Source organism: Pontibacter harenae (assembly GCF_020907245.1).
GTDB classification, from domain to species: domain Bacteria; phylum Bacteroidota; class Bacteroidia; order Cytophagales; family Hymenobacteraceae; genus Pontibacter; species Pontibacter harenae.
Map to the genome: position 1 here is coordinate 93,166 of NZ_JAJJWH010000011.1, position 25,445 is coordinate 118,610.

The window sequence follows — 25,445 nt, forward strand, 5'->3', positions numbered from 1 at the left end:
ATCAGAAAGCATTATTAAGCTTTTTCAGTTCTATTCCGTAGTTCTTCAAAAACAGATATACTATGCAATTCCCAGCCGAGTTTAAGAAAGCCATCAGCAATCTGCCTCATGCCGAAAAAGACAAGCTGCTGTTTCGCCTCCTAAAGAAAGACCTGGACCTGTGCAACCGCCTGCAGTATGAGTTGGTAGAGCAGAAAGAATCGCTGCATGAACGGCGAGATGCTGTAGAAGAGGAAATCAGGAGAACCCTAAAGTACGATCCTTATTCACCAGGTTACCTCATGATGGACCTTCGTTCGCTTAACGGTGTTATCTCTCGGCATGTAAAGTATACCAAAGACAAAGAAGGCGAAGTGCAGCTGACCTTATTCATGCTGCGCTTAGCTTTGGAAGAGCACGTGGATTTTATCGTGGCTCACCTCTATCGTGCCGAATCACTACAGGATTACCTGGTAAAGCGCATGCAGGTTGTGCTGCAAAAACTTTCAAAGCTACATGAAGATTTTTATGTGGAACACGAAAGCCATGTGAACTACATTCTAACGCAGCTCCACCAGAAAGTAGCACCACTTCAGGCTCGAAAAGCTAAGCTACCAAAACAGTGGCCTTAGCTTATTGCTAAAGTCGCTCCTAACGCCTAGGCTGCTGCTTTCACGATTCCATTCAAAAAGAACAGCTACTCAAGCAACTACGTTTGTTACGCTTTATTCCAAAACAATGCAGGCTTCCATTAGATGGAAGCCTGCTTTGTTGCTTATAACATTAAAGCACTTTTAGGTGCCGCTCTTAGTGTCCTTGATTACTTCGGCAAGAACTTAATCGTTCTTAGTAAAGGTCGGTTCTTACCAACTTCAGTTATAGGTCTTACCACCACATACACATCCTGCAGTTCATTTTTAGCTGAATTTGCCTGCACCGGAATACGACCTGTTGCTTCGCTGTTACCATCTCCAAAAGCAATTGTACCCTCGCCTATTTTTGTGCCTTCGCTGTCACCTACTCGCAGTTCTACTTGGTAGCGAGCAGCCTGTCCGTTGCTTACACCAGTTAGTTCTACAGCACTTAAACCTGTTAAATCAATTTTATCTACTTTTACCCAACCGTCGCCTGTCGGGAAAGCCAATGAAGTGTTTCCAGCAGTTTTCCTTTCTGCAAACCAGCTATAAGTTTTTAGCTCGCCTGCATTAATGGTGTTGCTACGAAGGTACAGTGCCTGCGAACCTGCCAGTGGTTTCACGTTTTTTCCGCCTTTATCGGTATAAGTAGCTGTAAGCTTCAGAACAGAATTCTGCTTACCCGCTGCCTCTACAGTTGGATTTAGCTCTCCATTGGCTGGCTCAGACTTATACATGGCTTCTCTATCAGCCAAAGAAAGTACCCACTGCACAATCTGGCGAGCCTCGCCTTCTGGCATGTTCGGGTGAGCTGGCATAGCCGTTTCGCCCCATACGCCGCCGCCGCCTTTTATAATTTTCTGCGTCAGGAAGGCAGGTGCTTCAGGATCTTTCTGGTAACGCACTGACACTTGTGTGAAAGATGGCCCGATAGATTTTTCTGCTACCTGATGACAAGACCTACAGTCTGATTCCAACATCAGGTTTTTACCAATCATAGCCTCTGTCAGTACCTGGTGCCCCATAGAAGCTCCAGCCAAATCCAGCCCCTGCACATAGTCTTTTGAGACAAAAAGGTTTTCAGGATCAACTTCTCCGTCCTCATCCGTAACAGCCACTTTATACTTAACAGATTTGCCAGGGAAGTAGAAAGAGCGGTTGCCTTGTACCTCAATATTTACCCGAGGCTGCACATTACCTACATACACAGGTATTTCGCTGCTCTTGGTTATACCGCCTTTGCTGTCTACTACCTCTACGCTAACATTATGGTCTCCCCTGCTGTTGATAGTATATTCAAACCGAGGCTCCTTTGTTTCTTTATGAAAGTTACCAACCTTCCAAATATACTTTAACTGGTCATTTTCCAGATCATTAGCTTCTACGGAAGCTTTTATGGTTAGAGGCGTATCACCGTTCCTTTTATCTACTAAGAAAGAGGCTATTTGTGGTGGCATGTTACCAGACACATAATCTACTCTGGATATACCCGAATCAGGGTTTTTGGCAAACCAGCCTGCACCGTACTCTAACACATAGAACCTGCCATCAGGACCAACTTCCATGTCTATTGGGGCATTAAACTTGGCGCTTCCCATAAAAGACTCCATCCTGTCATAGTCACCGTTCTCTTTCAAGGTTACTACCTTTATCCAATTCCTAATCCACTCATATATAAACAGCTTGCCGTTATAGTAGTCAGGGTAGCGGGTGGCAGCAGGAAACATATCGGTGTAGTATACGGGGCCAGTCATTGCCGAACGCCCGCCAGAACCAACCTGCGGAAAATCAGGTGAATCGCTGTATGGGTACCAGATAAAAGCAGGCTGAGCAGGCGGCAGCTGTCTTAAGCCTGTATTATTTCTGGAGTCGTTAATAGGGTTTTTCGGATCGAAACCTGCACCTACTTTGCCTGTGCCATAGTCGTAACGGTTGTAAGAGTAGTTGTCTCCGATAAAATACGGCCACCCATAAAAACCTGCCTTACGTGCCTGGTTTACCTCATCGTAGCCACGTGGGCCACGTGTACTTAAGCTATCAACACCTGAGTCTGGCCCTATCTCGCCCCAATATAAAAAGCCGTTTTTCTGGTCCACCGAAATACGGTAAGGGTTTCGGTCTCCCATTACATAAATCTCAGGTCGTGCTTTCGACTCGTTTTTAGGGAAAAGGTTTCCTTCTGGTATCTCGTAAGTACCATCTGGTTTTACCCTAATGCGAAGAATTTTACCGCGCAGGTCGTTTGTATTACCAGCTGTACGTCGTGCATCATACTGTTCGTGCCCAGGTCTGTCGTCAAGCGGAGCAAAACCGTGGCTTAAATAAGCCTGGCCTTTCTCATCGAATGGTGTTGAGTTATCACCTGTAGAAAGATACAGCATGTTATCAGGGCCAAAGGCAATGGAACCACCAGTGTGGCAGCAAATCTCTCGCTGCGAGTAAAGCTGCAGAACAATTTTTTCGGAACTTAAGTCGAGCTTATTGTTCTTAAATACAAACCGTGATAGTCTGTTTACAGAAGTATCTATTGGGCTATAGTAAAGATAGATGTAGTTATTCTCGGCAAAGTTAGGGTCGGCAGCTATACCTAGCAAACCCTCTTCAGCGTTAACTCCTGGGGTATTTGTTTTGAAATACACATTCAGGAAACCAACCTGCTTAATGCTTTTGTCTTGCTGGTTATAGAGCATTAGTTCACCCCTTCGCTGCGCCACCAATATGTTCAGGTTCGGTAGCACTGCCATCTCTGTTGGCTCAAAAAGTGTTCCCTCAGTAAGAGTAGTTTTCACAAAACGCTCTTCTTCTGGTATTTGCTCGGAAGTGGCAGCTCCATAGTTCAACTCCTCGTTATCGCCGATAGCATATGTTATGCCTCCTAACAAGTGGTTCAGAAACTGCGGGTCTTCATAAGAAGCAGGCGTATGGCCTAAAGCCGTATAAAAAGAACGTCCTCCATCAAAGTTGTGGTACCATGCTACGGGTGAATTGTTTTTCCCGCCTGTTAGCTGGAGCAGCACCTGTAAATCTTTGTTCAGATTATTGAATGTAAACCACTCATCTGTAAGCTGCCATTGCGCTGGCAACTCTTCGGTAGCTGCATGGTTCTTTGCCACCACCTGCACCGTAGTCTGTCTTGTCTGCGGATTGCCTTGATAGGTGCCTCCCAGCAAGTTGCTGTACCAATCCCAAGTATAAGAAGTGTCTGCTGCAGCATGCACGCCCACAAAAGCACCACCAGCCTGAATATAGCGCTCGAAGTTTGCACGCTGATTTGAATTCAATTCTTCGCCTGAAGTGCTCAGAAAAACAACCGCTCCATATTTCTCCAGGTTATTCTGTGTAAATAAGCCAGGGTTGGAAGTGGTGTCTACGGCAAAGTCATTTTCCTGGCCTAGCTTAAAGATTGCTGCATTTCCATTCGTTACAGAAGCACGATGGAAATCGCTGGAAGTACTATAAACAAGTACTCTAGGCTGACCTGAGCGTTTGTCGCTGCAAGAAGCAATAACAATCATACAGACCAGTAGTAAGTACGCACTGACACAATTTTGTAAGAAAGACCTTTTTTTCATCGTACTGATTATTTTCTGCTTAATTTTTAAAGTGGATGTTAAATTAAAGGTGGCTCCTGCAGTGGTGCCAAGGTAAATGCGAACTCAATATAGTGTTAATTCTACAATTTCATATGATAAAAGTGAGTTGCTACATTATTTCTCATTTCTTAAACTGCTGGCTATAGTTTTAGCCATCGTAACACGATATATGTTATCAGCAATGCAACCCAAATAATAGGTTACAACACTAATCTAAACCTAAAATTTCTCCTCTAACGCCTTATACAAAATATAAAGTGTAAATTATTCGTTATTGTGAACAGAAACTGCAAAGAGCAATTGCGTAAAAATAATTTAATCTGTATCTTTTGTTAAGCTTCGTACTATGGTTACGAGCTAATTACCACATTTTTCTATACCATTAAAAGTTGAAGGCTATGAACACCCTTCCCATCAACTGGCTTACAGAAGGACTGCTCGACTTCGAGTATAAGAAATACATGCTGCTGGCTTACCTACAAACCGCCAAAACCGAATTCGGAAAGCAGCGCCTCTACCCTATCTTTTCGGACCTGATTATGCATTACCGCAACCTGCAACAGGTAAAGGAGCATAAGAAGCTCGTGTACGAACAGTTCCCGCAACGCATCAGCCGCGCCGATTTTGAGAAACTGGAACTCGTATACGAAAAGATTATAGAAGATGATGAAACCATGCAGCAGATTGAGGAAATAATTCAGTTTGCAGCACCGCTGATGGTAAACGCTGTAGGTGAAGGCAAAGAACTGTACGACTTTATTGAGCGCCACATCGAGATTAACCCTGTAGGTATTTCTCCTATGTACTTCAATGAAGGTTATCTTTTCCTGGATGCTTTTCCTGGCAAAGAAACCCAGGTATACCTCTACCGCATCACCGTATTCGAAAACACCTACGAAAAGTACCGAGGCATAAATACGCAGCACTTGAAAACTGTTCGCCGTGGCCTAAGCCAAACCCACGAAAACCTGAAAGTGCAGCTGCTAAAAGAAAACCAGGAACTGCCCAACCCTGCCACTTTTGTAATAGCCTCCAAAGTACCAGTACCGTTGGAGCACTCGCTATTGCCCATTGCCAAACGCACATTAGTAAAGTATGTGGCGAAGATGGCAGCGTAAAAGCTGCCATCTCGACGTAAGGCAACTAGCAGACTCTAACTATCGTTAAATATGACAGTTCCATATCTGGCTATTGCAAACTTGGCTACAAGAATACTTTTTCCATTTTGCATTAAGTAGCTATCACAACTTAAGCGAGTTTATTGAGTACCAGCAACAAAGTTCGGAAACTACAGGGCAGAGAACTGTTACCAGGTGCACATTTTGACGATTTACTGTTTGAGCGTTCAGCGAGTTTAAATCGTCTTGATTTTTTTGGTTCTTTTTGTATCAAGACAAAAAGAACAGAGACTTAAGCTATAAAACATGCTCAATTGATGTTAAACATTAAGTTTGCTATGCGAACTTAAACTTCTATGCCAGTAGTAAATGCTTAACCTCCCTTCCTCCAAGATTTTCCAAAATGACAAGAAGTGAAGAGGCAAGTCATGCACAGGTCCTACCAGTCCTCCATGTTTCCAGCGCAGACATAATCACACCAACACCACTTAAATTATTTGTCTATACAAGAATGGAACAATCCACCCTCCTTATTGCGTTTAAACATCAAAGGGCATAGTTTTTTGCAGATGGTTTTCAGATTATCTAAAAAAGCTATACCTTTGTACTTCTTATACTTATACACAACGTAAGTTAAAGAAAATTTATAAAGAAGAGGCGAGAGACTAGGCTCCATGACCCTCTGGCAACCACCAGTTTGGAAGGTGCCAAGTCCTATCCCGAACAGTCGGGACATATAAATTTGAAAACGCAATGCAAACGACCGTAAACACATCGACATCAGTTTCAGGCAGTAGTACTTCTACTTCCTCTCCTCTATTTTCTTATTTTGCAGCTACTGATGCCGCCTTCAAACAAAGGCTTGTGTGTTGTTGTTGCTGTTGCAAATTTTAGCTTTTCAAATCTAAGCTCCTAAAGATTTGAAGTGTTATAGTTCTGCTGTAGCACAAGCGCCACTCCCTGTTCAGCTCTGTTTTTTCGCCTTTATTGGCTTTGTCTGGCATTATATTCGCATTTGCATTACCAAAGGCACCAGGCAACCAAAGACAAACCACCTGAAATACATGTTGTGCCGCCACCTAAACAAGATCAAAAACATTAATTTATAGTTCATGAGCAATTTACCAGCTTTAGAAACAAAAATACCAGCGCTCCTTGAAGCTTTGGAAGGCCTTTCTATTGAAGATAGCCTACGCCTGCTGGCAAAAGAATTCGAAGGCTCTATTGCCTTCTCTTCCAGCCTTGGCATCGAAGACCAACTGATTACGCATTATATCTTTTCTAACGATATACCTGTTCGTGTTTTCACATTGGACACAGGCCGTCTTTTTAACGAGACATACAACCTGCTGAACAGAACTAACAGCCGCTACGATAAGCGCATTCAGGTATACTTTCCGAAGAATGAGGCGGTGGAAAAACTGCTGACCGAGAAAGGTCCGTTGAGCTTTTACCAGTCTTTGGAAGATAGAAAAGAGTGCTGCTTTATTCGTAAAGTAGAGCCGTTGAAGCGTGCGCTGAAAGGTGTGCAGCTGTGGGTAACAGGTATTCGTGCCGACCAATCGGATGCGCGCCAAAGCCTGCAACTGCTTGAGTGGGATGAAGGTAACCAACTTATCAAGTATAACCCGCTCCTGCACTGGACGCTGGATGAAGTTAGAGCCGCTATCAAAAAAGACAACGTACCGTATAACCCGCTGCACGATAAAGGCTTTATAAGTATAGGTTGCGCCCCTTGCACCCGCGCTGTTCGCGAAGGCGACGACTTTAGAGCAGGTCGCTGGTGGTGGGAAGATACTTCTAAAAAAGAGTGCGGCTTACACGCGAGTTAATTAAGAATTAGAAATTCAAAATTAGAAATTATATTTAGAGGTGGAGCAAAGAGTAATATTCAACTTTCTAACTCTTCAATGCTCTAACTTTCTAACTTAAAACGATGACTAAAAGATATCTCGATTACCTGGATCAACTGGAGGCAGAGGCCATACACATTATGCGTGAGGTGGCAGGGCAGTTTGAGAAACCAGCGCTGCTGTTCTCAGGCGGTAAAGACTCCATCACCCTGGTACGACTGGCAGAGAAGGCCTTCCGCCCTGGCAAATTCCCATTTCCACTGGTGCACATAGACACAGGCCATAACTTTCCTGAAGCTATTGCTTACCGCGATGAACTGGCTGAGCGCCTGGGTGAAAAGTTGGTTGTGCGCAACGTAGAAGACACGATCAAACGCCAGAACCTGACCGAGCCAAAAGGCAAATATGCCAGCCGCAACGGACTTCAAACCTATACTTTGCTCGAAACGATAGAGGAATTCGGTTTTGATGCCTGTATAGGCGGTGCTCGCCGCGACGAAGAAAAGGCCCGAGCCAAAGAACGCATCTTCTCGGTGCGCGACGAATTTGGCCAGTGGGACCCGAAACTGCAGCGCCCAGAACTATGGAACATCTATAACGGGCACATCCACAAAGGTGAGAATGTGCGTGTGTTCCCAATTAGTAACTGGACGGAGCTAGACGTTTGGAATTACATCAAGCGTGAGGAAATTGCCCTGCCGAACATCTACTTCACACACGAGCGTGAGTGTTTAGTACGCGACAACAAGCTGATGGCCTGGTCTGATTTTATACACAAAGATCCAGAAGATGTGGTGATCAAGCGTCAGGTGCGTTTCCGTACTGTAGGCGACATGACCTGTACTGCCGCCGTTGAGTCTGTCGCTTTCGACATCGATAGCGTGATAGCCGAAATCATCGAATCAAAAATAAGCGAACGCGGTGCCACCCGCATAGACGACAAGCTGTCTGAAACCGCAATGGAAGACCGTAAAAAAGGAGGATACTTTTAACATGGATATACTTAGATTTATTACCGCTGGTAGCGTAGACGATGGTAAAAGTACCCTGATCGGCCGACTGCTGTACGACACAAAGCAGATTTTTGCCGATCAACTAGAGGCAATAGAGCAATCTGGCCGCCTGAACGAGAGCGGAGAGGTTGACCTTTCTTTGCTAACCGACGGTCTGAAGGCCGAGCGTGAGCAAGGTATTACGATTGATGTGGCTTACAAGTACTTCAACACTGAGAAGCGTAAGTTTATTATTGCTGATGCCCCTGGCCATATTCAGTATACCCGCAACATGGTAACAGGTGCCTCCAATTCTAACCTTTCCATTATTCTGGTTGATGCTCGTAAAGGAGTGCAGGAGCAAACACGCCGCCACTCCATCATATCATCGCTGCTGGGAATTCCGCACCTGGTTATCTGCATCAATAAAATGGATTTGGTGGGTTTCGATGAAGCTGTTTACAATAAAATTGTAGAAGATTACAAGCTCTTCGCGCAGAAGCTGAACGCCAAAGACATCCAGTTTATACCTGTTAGCGCCCTCAAAGGCGATAACATTGTAGAGAAATCTACGGCTATGGACTGGTACAGCGGACCTAGCCTGCTGGAGCACCTGGAGCAGGTACCTGTTTCTTCTGATATCAACTTAGAAAATGCCCGTTTCCCTGTGCAGTACGTTATTCGCCCTCACACTACAGAATACCACGACTACCGTGGCTATGCTGGTAAAGTAATCAGCGGTGTGTATAAAAAAGGCGATAAAGTAGTGGTACAGCCATCTGGCCAGACATCAACTATCAAATCTGTACAATTAGGCGGCAAAGAACTGGAAGAAGCTTTTGCACCCATGTCGGTTGTAGTGCAACTAGAAGACGCTGTAGATATCAGCCGTGGAGATGTGCTTGTAAAGCAAGAGGATGAACTGGAGACAACACAGGAATTTGAAGCATTACTATGCTGGATGGCTACCAAGCCACTGAAGCCTGGTGCTAAGCTGCTGCTTCGTCACAACTCTACAGACTCTCGTGCTGTTGTGAGAGAGATCATGTATAAAGTAGATGTAAATGCGCTGGAAGATGTTCAGGACGTAGACCAGGTACAGCTTAACGACATCTGCTGTGTCCGCATCCGTACTGCCACTCCTCTCCTGCTCGATAAGTACGAGGACAACCGCTCAAATGGAGGCTTTATATTAGTAGACGAAATTTCTTTCACTACTGTAGGCGCAGGTATGGTAACCAGCACCGTAGACGAGAGCAAACTCAGCTACATGATTTAATAAGTATAGACGTAAGACACAGGACGTAAGACTTTTCCGTTCTGTATTTTACCTTTGTCTTACTGTTGTCATCCTAAAAAGATCTTGTTTGCAGGGAGAAGTTAAGCACTCGCTTATAAAACAAAAGACTTTTCAGAATAATAGAATTAATAGATCACAGACCTAAAGATAGCCTTAGTGCTACTTACATATAAATATGCAGGTAAATTTAACACGTGTAGATCAGGACTTCCACTTCCAGGCAACAGGTGCTTCTGGTGTGGCAATTAATATAGATGGTTCCCCTGAAATAGGCGGGCATAACGCAGGAGCACGCCCGATGGAGTTGCTTTTGATGGGCCTCGGTGGCTGCAGCGCCATCGACGTTATTCAAATCTTAAAAAAGCAGCGCCAGCAAATCGACAGTTTCGACATACAGGTAACAGCTGAACGTACGCCAGGAGAAGTTCCGTCCCTGTTCAAATCGATTAACATCCACTTTATACTTGGTGGTCCGCTGGATAAGGAGAAGGTGAAGAAAGCAATTGATTTATCGCTGGATAAGTATTGCTCTGTTGCCGCTATACTTTACAAAACAGCTACCATCACACATTCTTTTGAAGTGAATTTGACTGAAGCTACTGCTTAAGAGGCAAGTATTTTATAAAACAATAAGAGCCGTTACAACATCTGTAACGGCTCTTATTGTTTTATCTGATTTATGTTCTTTAATCGCCCCCCCTCGAACTACGCTGACCGAGGCTATGCTTCAAGTTTTCAACTTGGAGCTTTTCATGAAGCAAGTTTTCAACTTGCAGCATGTCGTCTTGCCTTTTCAAAAGAGTAGTATTGGCCTTAAAGATACTTTAACAACACCCCCTCCTGTTCTTAAGAGGGGACAGGGGGAGGTTACACCTTTGCCAAAGCCTGTGTAATATCCTCAATAATATCTGCCACATTTTCCAAACCAACCGACACCCGAATCAGACCAGGCGTAATACCTGTTGCCTGTCGCTCTTCTTCTGTTAGCTTAGAATGTGTGGTAGAGGCAGGATGCGTAACAATAGAACGGGTATCGCCTAAGTTAGAAGTAATGCTCAGCATCTGCAGGTTATCAATAAATCGCTTAGCTGCATCGTAGCCACCTTTTACGGCAAACGTTACGATACCACCACCAGCTTTCATCTGCTTTTTAGCCAGCTCATACTGCGGGAACGACGGCAGGAACGGATAGCGCACAAACTCCAGCGCCTCGTTATTTTCCAGCGTCTGCGCCAGCTTCAGTGCATTTTCGCAATGCTTCTCTACACGCAGCGATAGCGTTTCAAGACTCTTAGAAATAACCCAAGCATTAAACGGTGACATGGCAGGACCAGTATGGCGAGAGAAGAAACGAATCTCCTCAATCAAGTCTTTTCTACCTACCACAATACCGCCCAACACGCGCCCCTGCCCATCCATATACTTCGTAGCAGAATGTACAACTAAGTCAGTGCCGTAATCTATTGGCGTTTGCAGAATTGGGGTGGCAAAGCAGTTGTCCACCACCACAATCAGGTCATGCTTGCGCTTCAGCTCTCCAATAAACTCCAGATCAATCAGCTCCAACCCAGGGTTAGAGGGTGTCTCGATTAAAATCATTTTCGTTTCTGGCTTGATCAGGCTTTCCCAGGTTTCGGGTGCGCTGGCATCGGCATACGAATGGGTAATACCCCACTTCGAGAACACGCGTGTTAACAACTGGTGCGTTGAGCCAAACACCGCACGAGCCGAAAGCACATGGTCGCCTGACTTTAGCAGTGCCGCCATACTAGCAAAAACGGCAGCCATGCCAGAAGAAAAAGCAAAGCCGTCTTCCGCTTTTTCCAAGAAACATACTTTTTCCAGCAACTCATCCACATTAGGATTTGAGTAGCGGGAGTAAATGCTTCCCTCCTCTTCATCGGCGAAAACAGCTCTTGCCTGCTCAGCATCTTCAAATAAAAAGCTGGAGGTTAAATATAAAGGCACCGAGTGCTCGCGGTTTTGCGAACGCTGCGCCTGTAGTCGTATGGCTTGGGTTTCTTTATTATCCGACACTATTTTATATGTTAAATGTCTTTAGTCAGTTTTTATTGCTGTTGGTGAAAACACACAACAGCGGCAAAGGTACTAAACACAATGCAAAAACGCGTGTTTCGTCGTGTCTTCTAAAGTAGCAGATTTCTCGCTTTGCTCGAAATGACGATTTGCTTTACCTCAAAAAAGCCTTACATACTGTGTCTGCTATACAAACGCCATAAAGATAAGGCGCAGGCTCATCACAATAACAACCAAACCTACGATAATCATCATAGTTTTGATAGGCAACCTCCTGGCAAGCATAGCACCAAGCGGAGCCGAAATTGTTCCACCTAACACCAGACCCAGTATAACCTGCCAATGCGAAAGTCCTGTCAGTGAAATAAAGGTAATAGAACTGGCGATAGAGACAAAGAATTCCGCCAGGTTAACCGAACCGATGGTGTACATTGGGTGACGACCTTTGGCAATAAGCGTAGAAGAAACAATCGGCCCCCAGCCACCACCACCAATGGCATCAAAGAAACCACCAGCGGTCGCTAAAGGTCCCAGCCTTTTGATCGGGCTCTTCTTTACCCTCTTACGGAGCGTTTTTCGGATAATCAGAATACCCAGGAACAACGTATAGCAGGCTACAATCGGCTTGATGATGTAAAGGTATTCCTCTAAGGCAAAAAGCATGTATGCCCCAACTATGGCTCCCAGTATACCAGGTATCAGCAGCGACTTGAAAAGCTTGCTGTTCACATTGCCGAACTTGAGGTGCATCAGGCCTGAAGCGCCCGAGGTGAAGATTTCGGAAGCGTGAACGCTGGCACTTGCAAAAACAGGGCTCACGCCGAAACTCAGCAGAAAAGTAGTCGCACTCACACCATAAGCCATTCCCAGTGCACCATCTATCAACTGCGCCACAAAACCAGCTGCAATATATACCAGTATCTCCGAATCAATTTCATAGAAACGATCCAGCGCATAATTTCCGATAGTCTCGAACGGAATGTAGCTGAACAGCAGGTGGCCAGTTATCATTAAAGCCAGCGCAGCCAAACTAATCAGCAGTGTCCATTTCACACTGAACCGCTTCCTAGGCTTAGGCTTCGCCTCTACTGGCGCTACCATCGTTTGGGTAATCTCGTTCAGCTTTTTTACTTTGAAAGCAAAATCGCCTGCCAGTCCTGCACGTATCTGCGTCAGGTTATCCAGCACCTGCTCTATCTCCTCAGGAAAAGTCTCGTTCAGCGTTTCTTTGATGCGCTTGGCAACTGTCGGGGATTTACCGTTGGTAGAAATAGCTAGCTTCAGGCTGCCCTTCTGCACAATAGAACCCAAATAAAAATCGCATTGCAGCGGTGTGTCGGCTACGTTAGTGAGTATTTTCTTGGCTTTTGCCAGAGCTTTAACCCTAATGTTTACTTCGTGGTCGTCGGTTGCAACCAGTACAATATCTTTGTCCTGCAGGTCCTCTTCTTGAAACTCCCGCTGTACCAATACTAAACCAGGGTGCTTGGCCGTCAGAGCAAAAATCTCTTCCTTAATAAGAGGGGCAACTACTGTAACAGCAGCTTTGGGGCTATTACCTAGTACAGCAGTTAATTTCTCAAGCCCTACATTACCACCACCCACAACCAGAGTCTGCAATTCTTCTAGCTTCAGAAAAACAGGGAACAGCGGGTTAAACTGCTGTTTGGGTTCAGCAGCGGCAGGTTGAACGGTTGATATTTGTTGCGTAGTAGTCATTCTTTAAGTATTAATCGGCCACTAGTATTATCATTTCTAAAAACTATACAGCCAAAAAAAGGGCGAATCACAGCATAGACTGAACTCCGCCCTCATTGATTAGAATGATAAAGTAGCTGAACAACTGAAAGAGATAATCTGCAATCAATCATTCAGCTACCTCATATCATTTTATGCTTCGTACTTAAGCGGTTGTGGTGCTGGTTTGCCCAGTTCCTCTTGTCTGTATCTGCTTGCCTCGTGCAGGAACAACTGCGACTGGCTCAGGTACTCTTTTGCAAACGCATCGGTAGGCTCGTTTTGGTTTAGCTGCAGCACAACGCTCTTGAAGTCAGGCTCAAACTTAAAGATACCTTCCGCTACATAATTTGTATCAAAGTCGTTGATGATGCCGCTCTGCGTGTTACACTTCACGTTTTTGTCAAGCAACAACGCTTTTGCTGTGCTGATGAAAGCAGTATAGCTGTGGTAAATCGCATCGGCAAAACGCTTATCTGCAAAGGCTTCTTCTGCCCACTCCAGCTTCTCATCTGATTCAAACAATAGCGTAGCAACCAGGTCAATCATTACACCCGCACACTCGCCTACACCAATTGCTGTAGCAAACTCCTCTTGGTGGCCCCAGTCAACGAAGTCTTCTGGTGCAAGGGTAGTCAGGTCTGCCAACGGCTTTAACAGTTGGTAGAAGTGGTCTTTGCCTTGTCTGTCGTAATAGGCATAGAACTTCTCGCCTTCCTGCTTGTTCTCGTTATAGTCGTTGATCACGTAGCGCAGCACATCTATACCTCGCTTGCTTGGAACCTTGATCACTTTGTTCGCGATGCGGCCTTCGCCATTGCCCAGCGTACCGCCGCCAACCAACACCTGCAGTGCTGGCAACACGTTTTTACCGTTCTTGATAGAAGAACCGTGGAAACCCAAATCTGCCATACCATGTTGACCGCAGGAGTTCATACAGCCACTGATCTTGATTTTAATGTCGCGGTTAAACAGCAACTCAGGATACTCCTGTACCACCACGTTCTCCAGCACTTTTGTAAAGTTGGTGCTGTTAGAGATACCCAGGTTACAAGTATCAGTACCAGGGCAAGTCGTGATGTCAGCCACGCTGTTGAAGCCAGGCTCTGCCAAACCAAGTACATCCAACTCAGCAAAAACGTAAGGCAACGCCTCTTCTCTTACACATTTCAGCAACAGGTTTTGGCTCTGCGTTACACGTAGTTCGTCGGCTGCAAAGTTTTTCACCAACGGTGCCAGTTTTCTGGCTGTCACGCTGCTGATGTCGCCAATCGGAATTTTAAGGTAAACACCATAGTAGCCTTCCTGCTTCTGCTTGAATACATTCGTTTTCAGCCAAGTGTTATACTTATCGGTATCCTCAATTATATAATCAGGAATTTCCTGTGGCGCAGGGATAGCAGGTGTATAGTCTTTTGTTTTATCAACCTGGAAAGAGTGTACTTTAAAAGCTTTCGCCTCCTCTTCTACTAAGCGCATCACTTCTTCTTTCCCGAATTTGTTCATCAGGTACTTGAAACGAGCTTTGTTACGGTTGTTGCGTTCGCCGTAGCGATCGAAGATGCGGATTACACCTTCCATGAAAGGTATAAACTGGTCTTCTGGCAGGAACTCGTAAGCCACCTCGGCCAGCACAGGCTGTGCGCCCAAACCGCCGCCAAGCATTACTTTAAAGCCACGCTCTAGTTTGCCATTCACTTCACGCACTTTGGCAATGTAGCCAATATCGTGCATGTAGGCCATGGCAGTGTCGCTGTCGCTTGAGGAGAAGGAAACCTTAAACTTACGGCCCATGTCCTGGCAAATCGGGTTACGCAGGAAATATTCGAAGGCTGCATCGGCATAAGGCGACACGTCGAAAGGCTCATTCGGGTCTACACCTGCCTCTGGCGAAGCTGTGATGTTACGCACAGTGTTACCGCAGGCCTCACGCAGTGTAATATCGTCCTGCTCCAGTTTTGCCCACAATTCAGGTGTTCTGTCCAGGCTCACAAAGTGAATCTGTATGTCCTGGCGCGTAGTCAGGTGCAGGTTACCTGTTGAGTATTCGTCTGAAATATCTGAAATTCTGAGCAACTGCTTTGTGGTCAGTCTGCCAAAAGGGAGCTTGATGCGCACCATCTGCACCCCTTGCTGGCGCTGTCCGTAAACACCGCGAGCCAGGCGCAGGCTCTTGAATTTATCTTCTTGTAATTTACCCTCGCGGAAAAGACGAATCTTTCGCTCCAGGTCAATTATATCTTTCTCTACCAGAGGATTTTCTAATTCAGTTCTAAAACTTTGCATTGTTATTTAAATAAAGTCTGGATCTATAGTTTAATTACCTGATATCGCCCTAACAGCACATCAGGTACAATTATATATTAACAGCTACACGCCCTGTAAAAACACGAGGAGCATGAGTAAGGTATAAAAAGGAAGTAAAACAATTTATTATAATATACATGGGCTGTTGCTTGTTCACCTTGCTTTGTTCTGGTACCGCTAATATGGCGCTGCAAAATGCTTGGTGTGGGTGATCTAGTTTGAAACTGGTTATGTCTGGCTGTCTCAGTACTTATAATTAAACGCGACAACAGACCGTGAGGAAATTACTTCCTTAACAACAGCAACAACAGCATGTAAGGTATCCTGTGGCAGGAAGTGCCACGGATAAACGAGTAGAGGTTGGTAACCCTGTGATGTATATGGAGCCTCTTGAGTTGTTCATGGTCATTTTATTTATATTCCCCGAAATTGGTTTGGGCAGGAGTTGGCACCTTTCCAAAGGATGGTTGCCAGAGGGTCGCGGAGCCTGTTCTCTCGTCTCTTCTTTATAAATTTACCGCTGCTAGGCGATAGTATTAAGTTGCAAAATTATAAATAACGTTCGTTATTTCCTACCAATAATACAGCTAAATAGTTCCTTTGCCATCCTACTGTAAATAAACGTAAAGCCGCAGCTATAGTTTAAGGTATAAAATACCACCTAAAACCCACTCTCTGGCTAAGCTTTGCAATCGCTGCTTTCAGCATATTTTCCGCTTTTAAAGATCAAAACGCCAATTCTCACGACGAACGGCTGATAGTCTTCTTCTGCCTATTCATATAGAAAAGCCCTGCTTTGGTATAATCTGTTTTAGCAGCTAAAAAATGCTCTCTTACTTTGTAATGTGGAGCATAATCAAGCCTCCAAATTAAATTGAAAATCACGACTTATACCTCTAAACTATGAAAAAGCAATTACTTCTAATCTTGCTAGGGCTGGCAACCGCGCCTGCATTTGCCCAAGCTCCTGCTCCCCGCCAGGGGCAGCCTGCACAGCAGCAGAGCGCTGTAGCTGTAGCACCCAAAGGCAATGCAACAGTAAGTGGCATCATATTGGATGCCGAAACAAAAAAACCAGTTGAGTTTGCTACGGTGGCACTCATCAGTGTGAGCACAGGCAAACCAGTAGACGGCACCATGGCCGACGATAAAGGTAAATTCACCATAAATAAAGTAGCAGCAGGCAAGTATAAATTACAGGTCTCTTTTCTGGGATATCAACAGCAGGTTGTAGAGAATGTAGATGTTGCCGCTGATAATGCCAATGTAAACCTCGGCACTGTTTCTTTGGCTTCTGATGCCAAAAAATTGAGCGAAGTGGTGGTAACAGGCGAAAGGCCACTGGTAGAAGAACAGATAGACCGTACGGTTTATAATGCTGAAAAAGACATAACCAACGCTGGAGGCAATGCCGCCGATGTGCTGCAAAAGGTTCCTTCCCTTTCTTTGGATAACGATGGTAACGTGCAGCTCCGCGGAAGTTCTAACGTGCGTGTGCTTATCAACAACAAGCCATCAGCAATTATGGCTGGTAACATAGCCGATGCACTAAAGCAAATTCCAGCAGATCAGATCAAGTCTGTGGAAGTAATTACCAGCCCATCTGCCAAGTACGATGCTGAGGGCACGGCTGGTATTATCAACATCATCACGAAGAAAGATGGAGGCTTACAGGGTGTAACAGGTTCTGTTTCATTAACTGGTGGTACGCGCAGCAGCAACGGTAACGCCAACCTGAATGTCAGACGTGGAAAGCTAGGTATTAACGGCACCTTCGGCGGAAACATGTTCTACAACAAAGGTAGCATGAGCAATACCATTACTTCTTTTGATAACATCACTACGCCTCAAGACGAAAGTTCTTACAGCTTCCAGAGCGGTGATACTCGCATAAACGGTGCTTTTATGAACGGCCAGTTGGGGTTTGATTATGATATTACGCCAAAAAATAACCTGTCTGGTGGCATCCGTACAAACGGCGGTCGGTTCCGTATGCGCAATAACCAGGAAGCCCATGCAACTGGTTTTCAGAGTTACGATTTCCTGAACAGGATAAAGAACCGCACGCAGCGCATTGGCACAGACTATAACCTCGACTTTGTACATTCCTTTAAAAAGCCGCAGCAGGAGTTGGCGATACTTTCGCTTTACTCTGTTACAAACGCTGACAATAAAATTAACCAGGAGTACTACAACGAGGGTGAAGAACCATTCCAGCAGATTCATAACACAAACGAGAACATCAACAAAGAATTAACTTTTCAGGTTGATTATACCCACCCTTTCGCAAACAAAACTATGTTGGAGGTTGGTGTAAAAAACATTTTGCGTGATGTAGAAAGCGATGCTTCTTATATGGAATCTCCCTCTACCAACCCGAGGCCAGATAACGATTTGTTTTATGAGCAGGATGTATATGCCTCTTACCTGACCTATGGTTTTACGCTAAAGAAAAAGCTTAACGTTAAATTGGGTGGCCGCTATGAGTATACGGATGTAAACGCCGACCTGCAGGATGACGAACAGAATTACAGCACCAACTACGATAACTTCATACCTAGTATAGCCTTCTCGTACAACATCAAGGATAAGCACACTCTGAAGGCAAATTTCACACAACGTATTCAGCGTCCGTCTATGTTTTACCTGAACCCTTACCGTCAGAAGCAAACTTCTAACACCTATATGGAGGGTAATCCAACTCTGGATGCAGAACTAACAGACCTGTATGAATTAGGCTACAGCACTTATTTTAAAACAACTTCTTTGAGTGCTTCGCTCTACATGCGCCAGACTGATAATGCCATTGAGCCTTTGGCTACTTTTTTCGAGGATGAAGAAGGAAACCCTGCCACTTTGCTGAGCTTCCAGAACATTGCCAAGAACAAGACATATGGCATCAGCTTGTTTGGTAATACTAAACCAACCAATGCCTGGATGATCAGTGGTAGCTCTAACATCTATTATGTCGATTTGAACAGTGCCTACGCCAGCAACAGCGGTTGGATGTACAACATTAACATGAACACTTCTTATGACTTCGGAAAAGGGTTCAGTGCGCAGTTTAACGGAGGCTTTAACTCCCAAAGAATCCAGTTGCTTGGAGAGTTTGCTTCGTTCTCCTATCACGGGCTTGCCATCAAAAAAGAACTGTTTGACAAGAAAGGTGGCATCAGCATCGGTTTGGACAACCCCTTCCGTCAGAATATGCTCATGAAGCACAATATTCAAGCTGCGGCAACACCTAACAACCCGATTGCTTATGAGCAGCACATCCGCATAAACAACTACAACCGCGGTGTAAGAATGACCTTTAACTATAACTTCGGTAAAATGGAACAGCAAAAGCCACGCAAGCCGAAAAAGAGCATCCGCAACGACGACACAAAACAAGGTGACGGCAACGGTGTCGGATAATACTCCACCTATAGTTACAGCGTAAAAAAAGCAAAGGCCTCTCCATATCAGGAGAGGCCTTTGCTTTTATATATTATAGAGCGCCTGTAGTTATATCAATTAGTATCCAGCATCTTCCATATCTGTGTAACAAATAAGGTTCACAGTTTCTGCTACAAAATAGAAGGCTTTTGCTAGGTGCAGCAACGACGATTTTTTGTTTGAGCGTTCAGCGAGTTCAAAATCGTCTTGATTCTTTTGCTTACTTTTCTCATCAAGGAGAAAAGTAAGGCCATGCCGGCGAGGCAAAAGCCAGCAGAATGCAATGTGCCTCAAAAATTACAGATAGACATAATAGGTTCGTACAAAGTTCTGAGCAATGGAAGCACCTTTAAACAAGTTAGTATTAGTTCTCTTTATCCCTTTTTCTGAGATAGAGTGTAAAGGTACTACCTTCGTTTACCTTACTGGTCACCTCAATGTAACCGCCTTGGTTTTTAATAATGCGGTTTACAATATACAAACCTACACCAGAACCAGGCACATGGTCGTGGAAACGGCGGAACATCTGAAACAGTTTTTCCCGCTGCCCTTCTATATCCATTCCCAAACCGTTATCAGCCAAAACAAGCTTATAATACTCTTTTTCCTCTCTTCCTGTAATATTTACTTCTAATGGCCGATCAGGAGAACGATATTTGATACTGTTACTAATCAGGTTATACAACACGCTCATCAGGTTAACCTTTGTTAATGCAACTGAAGTACCTGGCTGCAGATCTGTTGTGATAGTTGCACCCGTTTGTTTCGTGATATCGACTAGGCTTCCGAGCAAATCCTCCACTATTTCATCTACAGAAAACACATCTTCCGATGTACCTACATCACGCTGCACTTTAGCAACCTCTGCCAGGTCTTTAATCGTGCTGTTTAACCGCTGCAACGACTTATCGAGATAGTCTAGCAGTACCTCAGAATCCTTTGAGGTATAGGTGGCAGACTGGTGCAGTTCTTTTACAAGTTGCATAATGTTCAGAACAGGAGACTTGAGATCGTGCGAGGCGATGTACACAAAGTTATCCAGATCCTCATTTATCTTCACCAGTTCTTCATTCTTCGCCAGCAGGCTTTTTTGAGCCCTCTTGTAATCGTCAATATCGGTGCAGGTACCCACCCAGAGCACAACTCTGTTATTGTCATCTTTTACAGGTACTCCCCTGGTAATGTGCCAACGGTAAGCTCCATCTGATACGCGTCTGAAACGATGCTCAACTTCATAAACTTCTTCATGCTTCTTGGCTTCTTCCCACACAGAAATAGAATGCTCCAGGTCTTGTGGGTGAAGCACACTTGCCCAGCCTTCGCTTAGTACCTGTTCTTTTGTTTGCCCTGTATACTCATACCATCGCTTGTTGTAGTAGTTCGGTATTCCGTCAGATAGCGAAGTCCAGGCCATGTGAGGAATAGACTCTACAACTAAACTTACACGCTGCTCAGCCTGTAGCTTTGCCTCATACAGTTGAGCATTATCTATAGCCACAGCAGCCTGTGCAGCAATGCCTACTACTAAATCTTCTTCTTTTTGGGTGAATATACCTGACTCGCGGTGGCCGAAGAACAAACCTCCCAGCACTGTGCCGCTTTTAGAGATAACAGGAACCGCCAGATAACTTTTAACAGGCAAATGTCCTTTGGGCATTCCTCGGTGAGGGCTGTTATTTCCGTAACGAGCATCTTTTGTAATGTCATCAGACCTTACTACTCCCTCCCCGTGGAAAGTGATAGAAAGCATTGGAGTTTCACGTAGTACTGGTAAATGTGCAAAATGGCTTCTGTCTGCACCCGACAAGGCGTAGAGTGTATAGTCTTCGCCTTTTTCGTTTTGCTTTTTATAGAAGAGAGCGCCAAACTGTGCCTTGCTGGCCTTTGTAGCAATATCAGTCACATTCTGAACAACCTTCTCTAGCTCCAGTTCTGAAGTAAGTATGGCACCTACCTGGTTAAGCAACTCCAACTGCTCATTACGTTCCTCCAACTTTTGCTGCGTCTCGATAAGCTTTTGTAGCAGGTCCTGTTGTTCAGCTGTTTCTCTGTGATTCATTCCTCTTAAAACTATATTGGCTTGGCTCCTTAATTAAGGCTCAGGAAGCCTTAAAAAACAGTACCCTAACATCATACTTAACCAGATTAGTTTACCCTTTCCTAAAATAATCTGGTATCAGACGTTAGTATTTACAGAAGGAGCTTTAGTTAAATATAAGAGAAATTTTGACGTAAAAGTGCAAAAACAGCCATTAGCCAGATTAATGTAAAACTATACAACTAAAGTCCTATATTAAAAACAAATAGCTCTTGCTCCACGTTGTTTTACTAACGCAGCACAAGAGCTACACCAAACATAAAATAATATTTTACTTAGGAGGCAGCTTATGCCTCCTGCTTCTCCAGGTTAAACAAGGCACTCAATCCTTCAATCAAAGCTTCAGATTCGCCGCGCTGGCAAGCTGACTTCAGCTCCAACACAGGCATTTTCACAATTTTGTTCAAGATGTTAGTTGTGATGGTCTCTATCAGCTCTCTGTTTTCAGAACCTAAGTTCTTAAACGCACGTGCAATTTCCTGCTGCCTGATTTGCTCCAGGCGCTGCTTGAACTGCTGAATAGCTGGCGATATAGCCATCTCTTTTGACCAAGCTCGAAACTCAGCCACAGCCTCAGCTATAATTTCTTTCACAACAGGAATGGCAGCCATTCTGTTTTCCAAAGCCTCTGTTGCACGGTTTCGGATAGAGTCAACGTTGTAAACGCTCATGCCAGGCAGGTTTTCTAACTCGCTGTCGATGCTGCGTGGCATTGACAAATCGATAAAAAACTTCGGCGACTGAGGTACCTGCCTTTGAACGGCTTCTTTGCTAATGAAAAAGCAACCACCAGGAACTGATGAAATAATCACATCGGCCACGCTGATCTCTTCCCACACGTTTTCCCAGTATACAGCAGTTGAGTTAGTACGTTGCGCTAGCTCTAGTGCTTTTCGGTATGTACGGTTGGCTATTACTATGTTGTCTAAGTTCCTTTTCTGGAAGTTATCACAAACATTTGCCCCAATCTCACCCACGCCAATCATCAACACCCTTGGGTTTAACATATACTGCGTTAGTTCCTCCACCAGTTCTACAGTGGCATAAGAAACAGAGGCCGCTCCATCAAAAAAAGCAGTCTGGTTTACCACTTGCTTGTTCGTGGCAAAAATGGTGTGCAGCAGTCTGTGCAAAAAAGGCCCAGCCATGTCTGCGTCTGCCGCCCACTGGTACGCTTTCTTCACCTGGTTCAGTATCTGCATATCGCCCACCACCTGCGACTCCAGCCCCAGTGCCACATAAAACAAATGCTGCACTGCTGCCTCGTGCTCAGTTATATGCACAAAGTATGGCGCTATCTCTTTCGCAGCAATAAAGCCCTTCTCAATGGCAATCAGTTTTATAATTTCCCGCGAAAGATCTTTGTCAGCAGTATAATATACTTCGGTGCGGTTGCAGGTAGAAAGCACCAGCACATCACTTGCCTCGGTAAACTCCTTAATTTTGTCAAGGAGGTTTCTACAGGCAATCTCATTAAGTGCAACAGCCTCGCGCACTGGAATAGGCGCTTGTTTATAAGATAAGGTAAGTGCTTTAAACTGGTTTTGCATTTCTGTACTTTAAGAACACATTGCAAATTTCCAGCTATCTCGGCAGCATAAACATGATGAATGTCAGTTTTATTGGAGATTGATGTCAGCTCCTGCCTAATCCATTTCTTGTTTTAAGGGAATCTGTACTGACTTAGAGGCTGTTTTGATTTGTTAATATAGGTTTACAGGGCCTTTAAATAACTAAACTTGAAAATGAAAAAATTGCTCATATAAGCTAATTTCAACAATTCAAGTTTTTATAATTTGCAAAAAAAGAATCTTTATATAAAATCAAAACAGCCTCTTAGGAAGAAGAAAAGGTGCTAATACACTCTTCATAAAGCTAAACCATGCCGCAAGTTTAGCGACAGCGTAACTTGTGGCTAGTTATGAGGCAAGTTTTTAACTTACGCTACTTCTGTTTCTTTACTTTCGCCAGTTACAAACTAGCCATTATGTGCCGCCTACTTTACCGCTTCGCTCAAACTGGCAGTATGATATTGCTGAGAGTACAACTTCTCTTTAATTTCGCATACGCTTCAGCTTATCCGAATTCAAAATTGTGATTTTGCTGCCCTGCGTATCAATCAGTCTTTCGTCTTTGAAGTCGGCAAGGGTACGGATTACAGTTTCTTTTGAAGCTCCTACTATACTTGCCAGGTCATCGCGGGAAATAGCAACCTGAAAGTTAGTGGCTTGTTCTTCTTTTTTATACTGCTTCTCCACTAAAAGCAGTGCCTCGGCTACACGCTTCCGCACAGAATTGTAAGCCAGCTTCAAGAGTCGCTCCTCTTTATCGGCCAGGTTATCAGAGAGTATTTTGATAAATTTGTTAGCCACATCACGGTTGTTGTGTAACAGCGAAAAGAAATCTTCTTTGGGGATAATACACACTTCAGAATCTTCCATGGCCACAGCCGATTCACGATATGGCTTTTCCTCCAACAGATCGAGATAGCCTATAAAGTCGCCGTCTTTGTACAGGTTGGTGATATACTCGCGGCCTTCTTCGTTAGATTTATAAGTTTTAATGCGGCCCTTATTCAGAAAAAACAAAGCATTGGGATAATTGCCCTCCGAGAAAACAGGTTGCTTCTTTTTCAGAGTAGTTACCTTCTGCTCGTTCGAAATCAACTTGTTCAGGTCCTGTAGCCCCTTTGCCTCCTGAATAAAACCCTGCAGCCCCTCAATGTTTTTATTGAAGTCGGTTTTAAGAATCTGGCTTTTCTTCAGGCGCATTTCTATGGCATCAAGCAACTCTAAGTCATCGAATGGCTTTGTCAGGTAGTCGTCGGCTCCCAAGTTCATGCCTTTTCTAAAATCATCTTTTTCCGTTTTTGCCGTCAGAAAGATGAAAGGTATGGCAGAGGTAGCAGCATTGCTGCTGAGCATGTGCAGTACGCCATAGCCATCGAGTTGTGGCATCATAATGTCACATATAATCAGATCAGGAAGCTCTTTCTTGGCCAGCTCCACCCCTACTTTTCCGTTCTCAGCCTCCAGAATATCATAATTAGCAAGCGTCAAAATCTCGGCTATGTTTTCGCGGATTTCCTGGTTATCTTCAATAAGTAGTATCTTTTTCATCTTTATGCCTTTTGCGGAAACGTAATGGTGAAACTGCTTCCTTTATCTAACTCGCTCTCGTAGAAAAGCGAACCATTCATTATATCAATGTATTTCTTTACAATGTTTAGCCCCAGCCCTGTGCCCTGTATGTTCGTAACATTCTGGGCCCGGAAGAAAGGTGTAAACAAGTGGGCCTGATCTGCCTTCGGAATTCCAATTCCCTGATCCTGCACGGTAATTTTAATGGCATCTGCCGTTGTGCTTGTATCGAAGAATATTTGTTTGCCCTCGCTAGAATACTTGCTTGCGTTAGAGAGCAGGTTAAGCAGAATATTCTTTAGCAGTTGCTTGTCCAGGTTCACAACTGTCTGTTCGCCTGTATGTTTGTAAACAATATCCTGCCCCTCCTTCAGAAAACCCTGCAACTCGTCTTTCACTTCCTCGGCAAAAGCCTGCAGATCGAAAGTAGTCGGTACATTATAAATCATACCTTCTTCTATGCGACTGATAGAAAGGAAATCATTCAGAATGGTGGTTAAATTGCTAACAGATGATTTAATGCGGTCTACGTGCTTCTGACGCTTCTCATCTTCCTCTGTTTTTTTATACTTGCCAATAAGCGAAGCCGATGACAAAACCGTACTCAGGGGAGTACGAAATTCATGCGAAGCGATGGTGACAAACCTTGATTTCAGCTCGTTCAGTTCCTTTTCCTTTTGCAGCGCCTTCCGCACTTCCTGTTCTGCTTCGTAAAGGCTTTTGTTTGTACGCTCTAGCTTACGTATAGCCGCTGCCAATTCCTGTGTTCGCTCCTCTACCCGCTGCTCCAATTGAGCGTTTAGCTGCTGTATTTCTGCCAGGCTTTTGGCATGGTCAATACTATAGCGAATGGCTCGCTCCAGATCAAAAGGATTGATATTGCCTTTCACCAAATAATCCATGGCGCCCACGCGCATGGCTTTTTCATCGGTTTCTCTGTCGCTTTGGCCTGTAAGCAGTATAAACGGCGACGTGCAGCCTTGTTCAATAGCCGTCGAGATCAACTCCAGGCCATCGTGCGCTCCCAAACGGAAGTCTACCAAATACACATCATGCTGCTTATGCTCAATCAGGCGAAGCGCCTCATCAAAAGAACTGGCCCAATCTAACAGGTAGTTGCGCCCGGGTATATCCTGAATAATATCCCGTGTAATGATAAAGTCGTCCTCATCATCGTCTACCAGTAATATTTTTATTCTATCAGGCATTTAGGTTTAC

Annotated in this window: 15 protein-coding genes and 2 riboswitches; of the genes, 7 read left to right on the forward strand and 8 right to left on the reverse strand. The window is 44.5% G+C overall.

The genetic code is table 11. The features are described 5' to 3' along the window. Nucleotides 1-62: 62 nt before the first annotated feature. The gene (locus LN893_RS08220; protein WP_229969332.1) at nucleotides 63-611 is read left to right on the forward strand and encodes a hypothetical protein; all 549 of its coding nucleotides are present in this window, start codon (nucleotides 63-65) and stop codon (nucleotides 609-611) included. A 188-nt stretch (nucleotides 612-799) separates the two neighbouring features. On the opposite strand, the gene LN893_RS08225 is transcribed toward LN893_RS08220, so the two are convergent. Beyond that, entirely contained in the window at nucleotides 800-4,129 is a 3,330-nt protein-coding gene (locus tag LN893_RS08225; RefSeq protein ID WP_229969333.1) for a ThuA domain-containing protein, read from the reverse strand. A gap of 476 nt (nucleotides 4,130-4,605) precedes the next feature. On the opposite strand from LN893_RS08225, the gene LN893_RS08230 reads away from it, so the two are divergent. The 5 genes from LN893_RS08230 (at nucleotide 4,606) to LN893_RS08250 (ending at nucleotide 10,077) form a co-directional block, all read left to right on the forward strand. Continuing rightward, the gene (locus LN893_RS08230) at nucleotides 4,606-5,325 is read left to right on the forward strand and encodes a hypothetical protein (protein WP_229969334.1); all 720 of its coding nucleotides are present in this window, start codon (nucleotides 4,606-4,608) and stop codon (nucleotides 5,323-5,325) included. A gap of 641 nt (nucleotides 5,326-5,966) precedes the next feature. Continuing rightward, a riboswitch (SAM riboswitch) is annotated at nucleotides 5,967-6,068 on the forward strand. Between the two features lie 369 nt (nucleotides 6,069-6,437). Continuing rightward, complete coding sequence (locus LN893_RS08235) at nucleotides 6,438-7,157, forward strand: phosphoadenylyl-sulfate reductase (RefSeq protein ID WP_229969335.1); 720 nt, start codon at nucleotides 6,438-6,440, stop codon at nucleotides 7,155-7,157. Between the two features lie 104 nt (nucleotides 7,158-7,261). Then, the gene (gene cysD, locus LN893_RS08240) at nucleotides 7,262-8,170 is read left to right on the forward strand and encodes a sulfate adenylyltransferase subunit CysD (protein ID WP_229969336.1); all 909 of its coding nucleotides are present in this window, start codon (nucleotides 7,262-7,264) and stop codon (nucleotides 8,168-8,170) included. Between the two features lies 1 nt (nucleotide 8,171). Next, nucleotides 8,172-9,449, forward strand: coding sequence for a sulfate adenylyltransferase subunit 1 (locus LN893_RS08245; RefSeq protein ID WP_229969337.1), 1,278 nt, complete (start codon nucleotides 8,172-8,174; stop codon nucleotides 9,447-9,449). Between the two features lie 196 nt (nucleotides 9,450-9,645). Next, the gene (locus tag LN893_RS08250; RefSeq protein WP_229969338.1) at nucleotides 9,646-10,077 is read left to right on the forward strand and encodes an OsmC family protein; all 432 of its coding nucleotides are present in this window, start codon (nucleotides 9,646-9,648) and stop codon (nucleotides 10,075-10,077) included. A 260-nt stretch (nucleotides 10,078-10,337) separates the two neighbouring features. Here the strand turns inward: LN893_RS08250 and LN893_RS08255 are convergent, their stop codons facing one another. From LN893_RS08255 to LN893_RS08270, 3 genes are all read right to left on the reverse strand, one after another. Then, nucleotides 10,338-11,507 (reverse strand): trans-sulfuration enzyme family protein, encoded by a 1,170-nt coding sequence (locus LN893_RS08255; protein WP_229969339.1) that lies wholly within the window; start codon nucleotides 11,505-11,507, stop codon nucleotides 10,338-10,340. Between the two features lie 186 nt (nucleotides 11,508-11,693). Further along, complete coding sequence (locus tag LN893_RS20710) at nucleotides 11,694-13,226, reverse strand: TSUP family transporter (protein ID WP_369427663.1); 1,533 nt, start codon at nucleotides 13,224-13,226, stop codon at nucleotides 11,694-11,696. 171 nt (nucleotides 13,227-13,397) lie between these two features. Then, nucleotides 13,398-15,530, reverse strand: coding sequence for a ferredoxin-like domain-containing protein (locus LN893_RS08270; RefSeq protein WP_229969340.1), 2,133 nt, complete (start codon nucleotides 15,528-15,530; stop codon nucleotides 13,398-13,400). 432 nt (nucleotides 15,531-15,962) lie between these two features. Then, a riboswitch (SAM riboswitch) is annotated at nucleotides 15,963-16,066 on the reverse strand. Between the two features lie 388 nt (nucleotides 16,067-16,454). Between LN893_RS08270 and LN893_RS08275 the strand changes: the two genes are divergently transcribed. After that, complete coding sequence (locus tag LN893_RS08275) at nucleotides 16,455-18,968, forward strand: TonB-dependent receptor (protein WP_229969341.1); 2,514 nt, start codon at nucleotides 16,455-16,457, stop codon at nucleotides 18,966-18,968. Between the two features lie 385 nt (nucleotides 18,969-19,353). On the opposite strand, the gene LN893_RS08280 is transcribed toward LN893_RS08275, so the two are convergent. The 4 genes from LN893_RS08280 to LN893_RS08295 all read right to left on the reverse strand — a co-directional run bounded on the left by LN893_RS08280 (nucleotide 19,354) and on the right by LN893_RS08295 (nucleotide 25,435). Beyond that, entirely contained in the window at nucleotides 19,354-21,048 is a 1,695-nt protein-coding gene (locus LN893_RS08280; RefSeq protein WP_229969342.1) for an ATP-binding protein, read from the reverse strand. Nucleotides 21,049-21,374: 326 nt separating this feature from the next. After that, complete coding sequence (gene hemA, locus LN893_RS08285; RefSeq protein WP_229969343.1) at nucleotides 21,375-22,637, reverse strand: glutamyl-tRNA reductase; 1,263 nt, start codon at nucleotides 22,635-22,637, stop codon at nucleotides 21,375-21,377. Nucleotides 22,638-23,141: 504 nt separating this feature from the next. Next, on the reverse strand, nucleotides 23,142-24,206 hold the full coding sequence (locus tag LN893_RS08290) for a response regulator (RefSeq protein WP_229969344.1): 1,065 nt from the start codon (nucleotides 24,204-24,206) through the stop codon (nucleotides 23,142-23,144). A 2-nt stretch (nucleotides 24,207-24,208) separates the two neighbouring features. After that, nucleotides 24,209-25,435 (reverse strand): hybrid sensor histidine kinase/response regulator, encoded by a 1,227-nt coding sequence (locus tag LN893_RS08295; RefSeq protein WP_229969345.1) that lies wholly within the window; start codon nucleotides 25,433-25,435, stop codon nucleotides 24,209-24,211. Between the last annotated feature and the right edge of the window lie 10 nt (nucleotides 25,436-25,445).

Coding starts and splice junctions, on each gene's coding strand:
- LN893_RS08235 (WP_229969335.1), top strand. CDS start 6,438: ATGAGCAATTTACCAGCTTTAGAAACAAAAATACCAGCGCTCCTTGAA.
- LN893_RS08220 (WP_229969332.1), top strand. CDS start 63: ATGCAATTCCCAGCCGAGTTTAAGAAAGCCATCAGCAATCTGCCTCAT.
- cysD (WP_229969336.1), top strand. CDS start 7,262: ATGACTAAAAGATATCTCGATTACCTGGATCAACTGGAGGCAGAGGCC.
- LN893_RS08270 (WP_229969340.1), bottom strand. CDS start 15,530: ATGCAAAGTTTTAGAACTGAATTAGAAAATCCTCTGGTAGAGAAAGAT.
- LN893_RS08295 (WP_229969345.1), bottom strand. CDS start 25,435: ATGCCTGATAGAATAAAAATATTACTGGTAGACGATGATGAGGACGAC.
- LN893_RS08225 (WP_229969333.1), bottom strand. CDS start 4,129: ATGATTGTTATTGCTTCTTGCAGCGACAAACGCTCAGGTCAGCCTAGA.
- LN893_RS08290 (WP_229969344.1), bottom strand. CDS start 24,206: ATGAAAAAGATACTACTTATTGAAGATAACCAGGAAATCCGCGAAAAC.
- LN893_RS08230 (WP_229969334.1), top strand. CDS start 4,606: ATGAACACCCTTCCCATCAACTGGCTTACAGAAGGACTGCTCGACTTC.
- LN893_RS08275 (WP_229969341.1), top strand. CDS start 16,455: ATGAAAAAGCAATTACTTCTAATCTTGCTAGGGCTGGCAACCGCGCCT.
- LN893_RS08245 (WP_229969337.1), top strand. CDS start 8,172: ATGGATATACTTAGATTTATTACCGCTGGTAGCGTAGACGATGGTAAA.
- hemA (WP_229969343.1), bottom strand. CDS start 22,637: ATGCAAAACCAGTTTAAAGCACTTACCTTATCTTATAAACAAGCGCCT.
- LN893_RS20710 (WP_369427663.1), bottom strand. CDS start 13,226: ATGACTACTACGCAACAAATATCAACCGTTCAACCTGCCGCTGCTGAA.
- LN893_RS08250 (WP_229969338.1), top strand. CDS start 9,646: ATGCAGGTAAATTTAACACGTGTAGATCAGGACTTCCACTTCCAGGCA.
- LN893_RS08280 (WP_229969342.1), bottom strand. CDS start 21,048: ATGAATCACAGAGAAACAGCTGAACAACAGGACCTGCTACAAAAGCTT.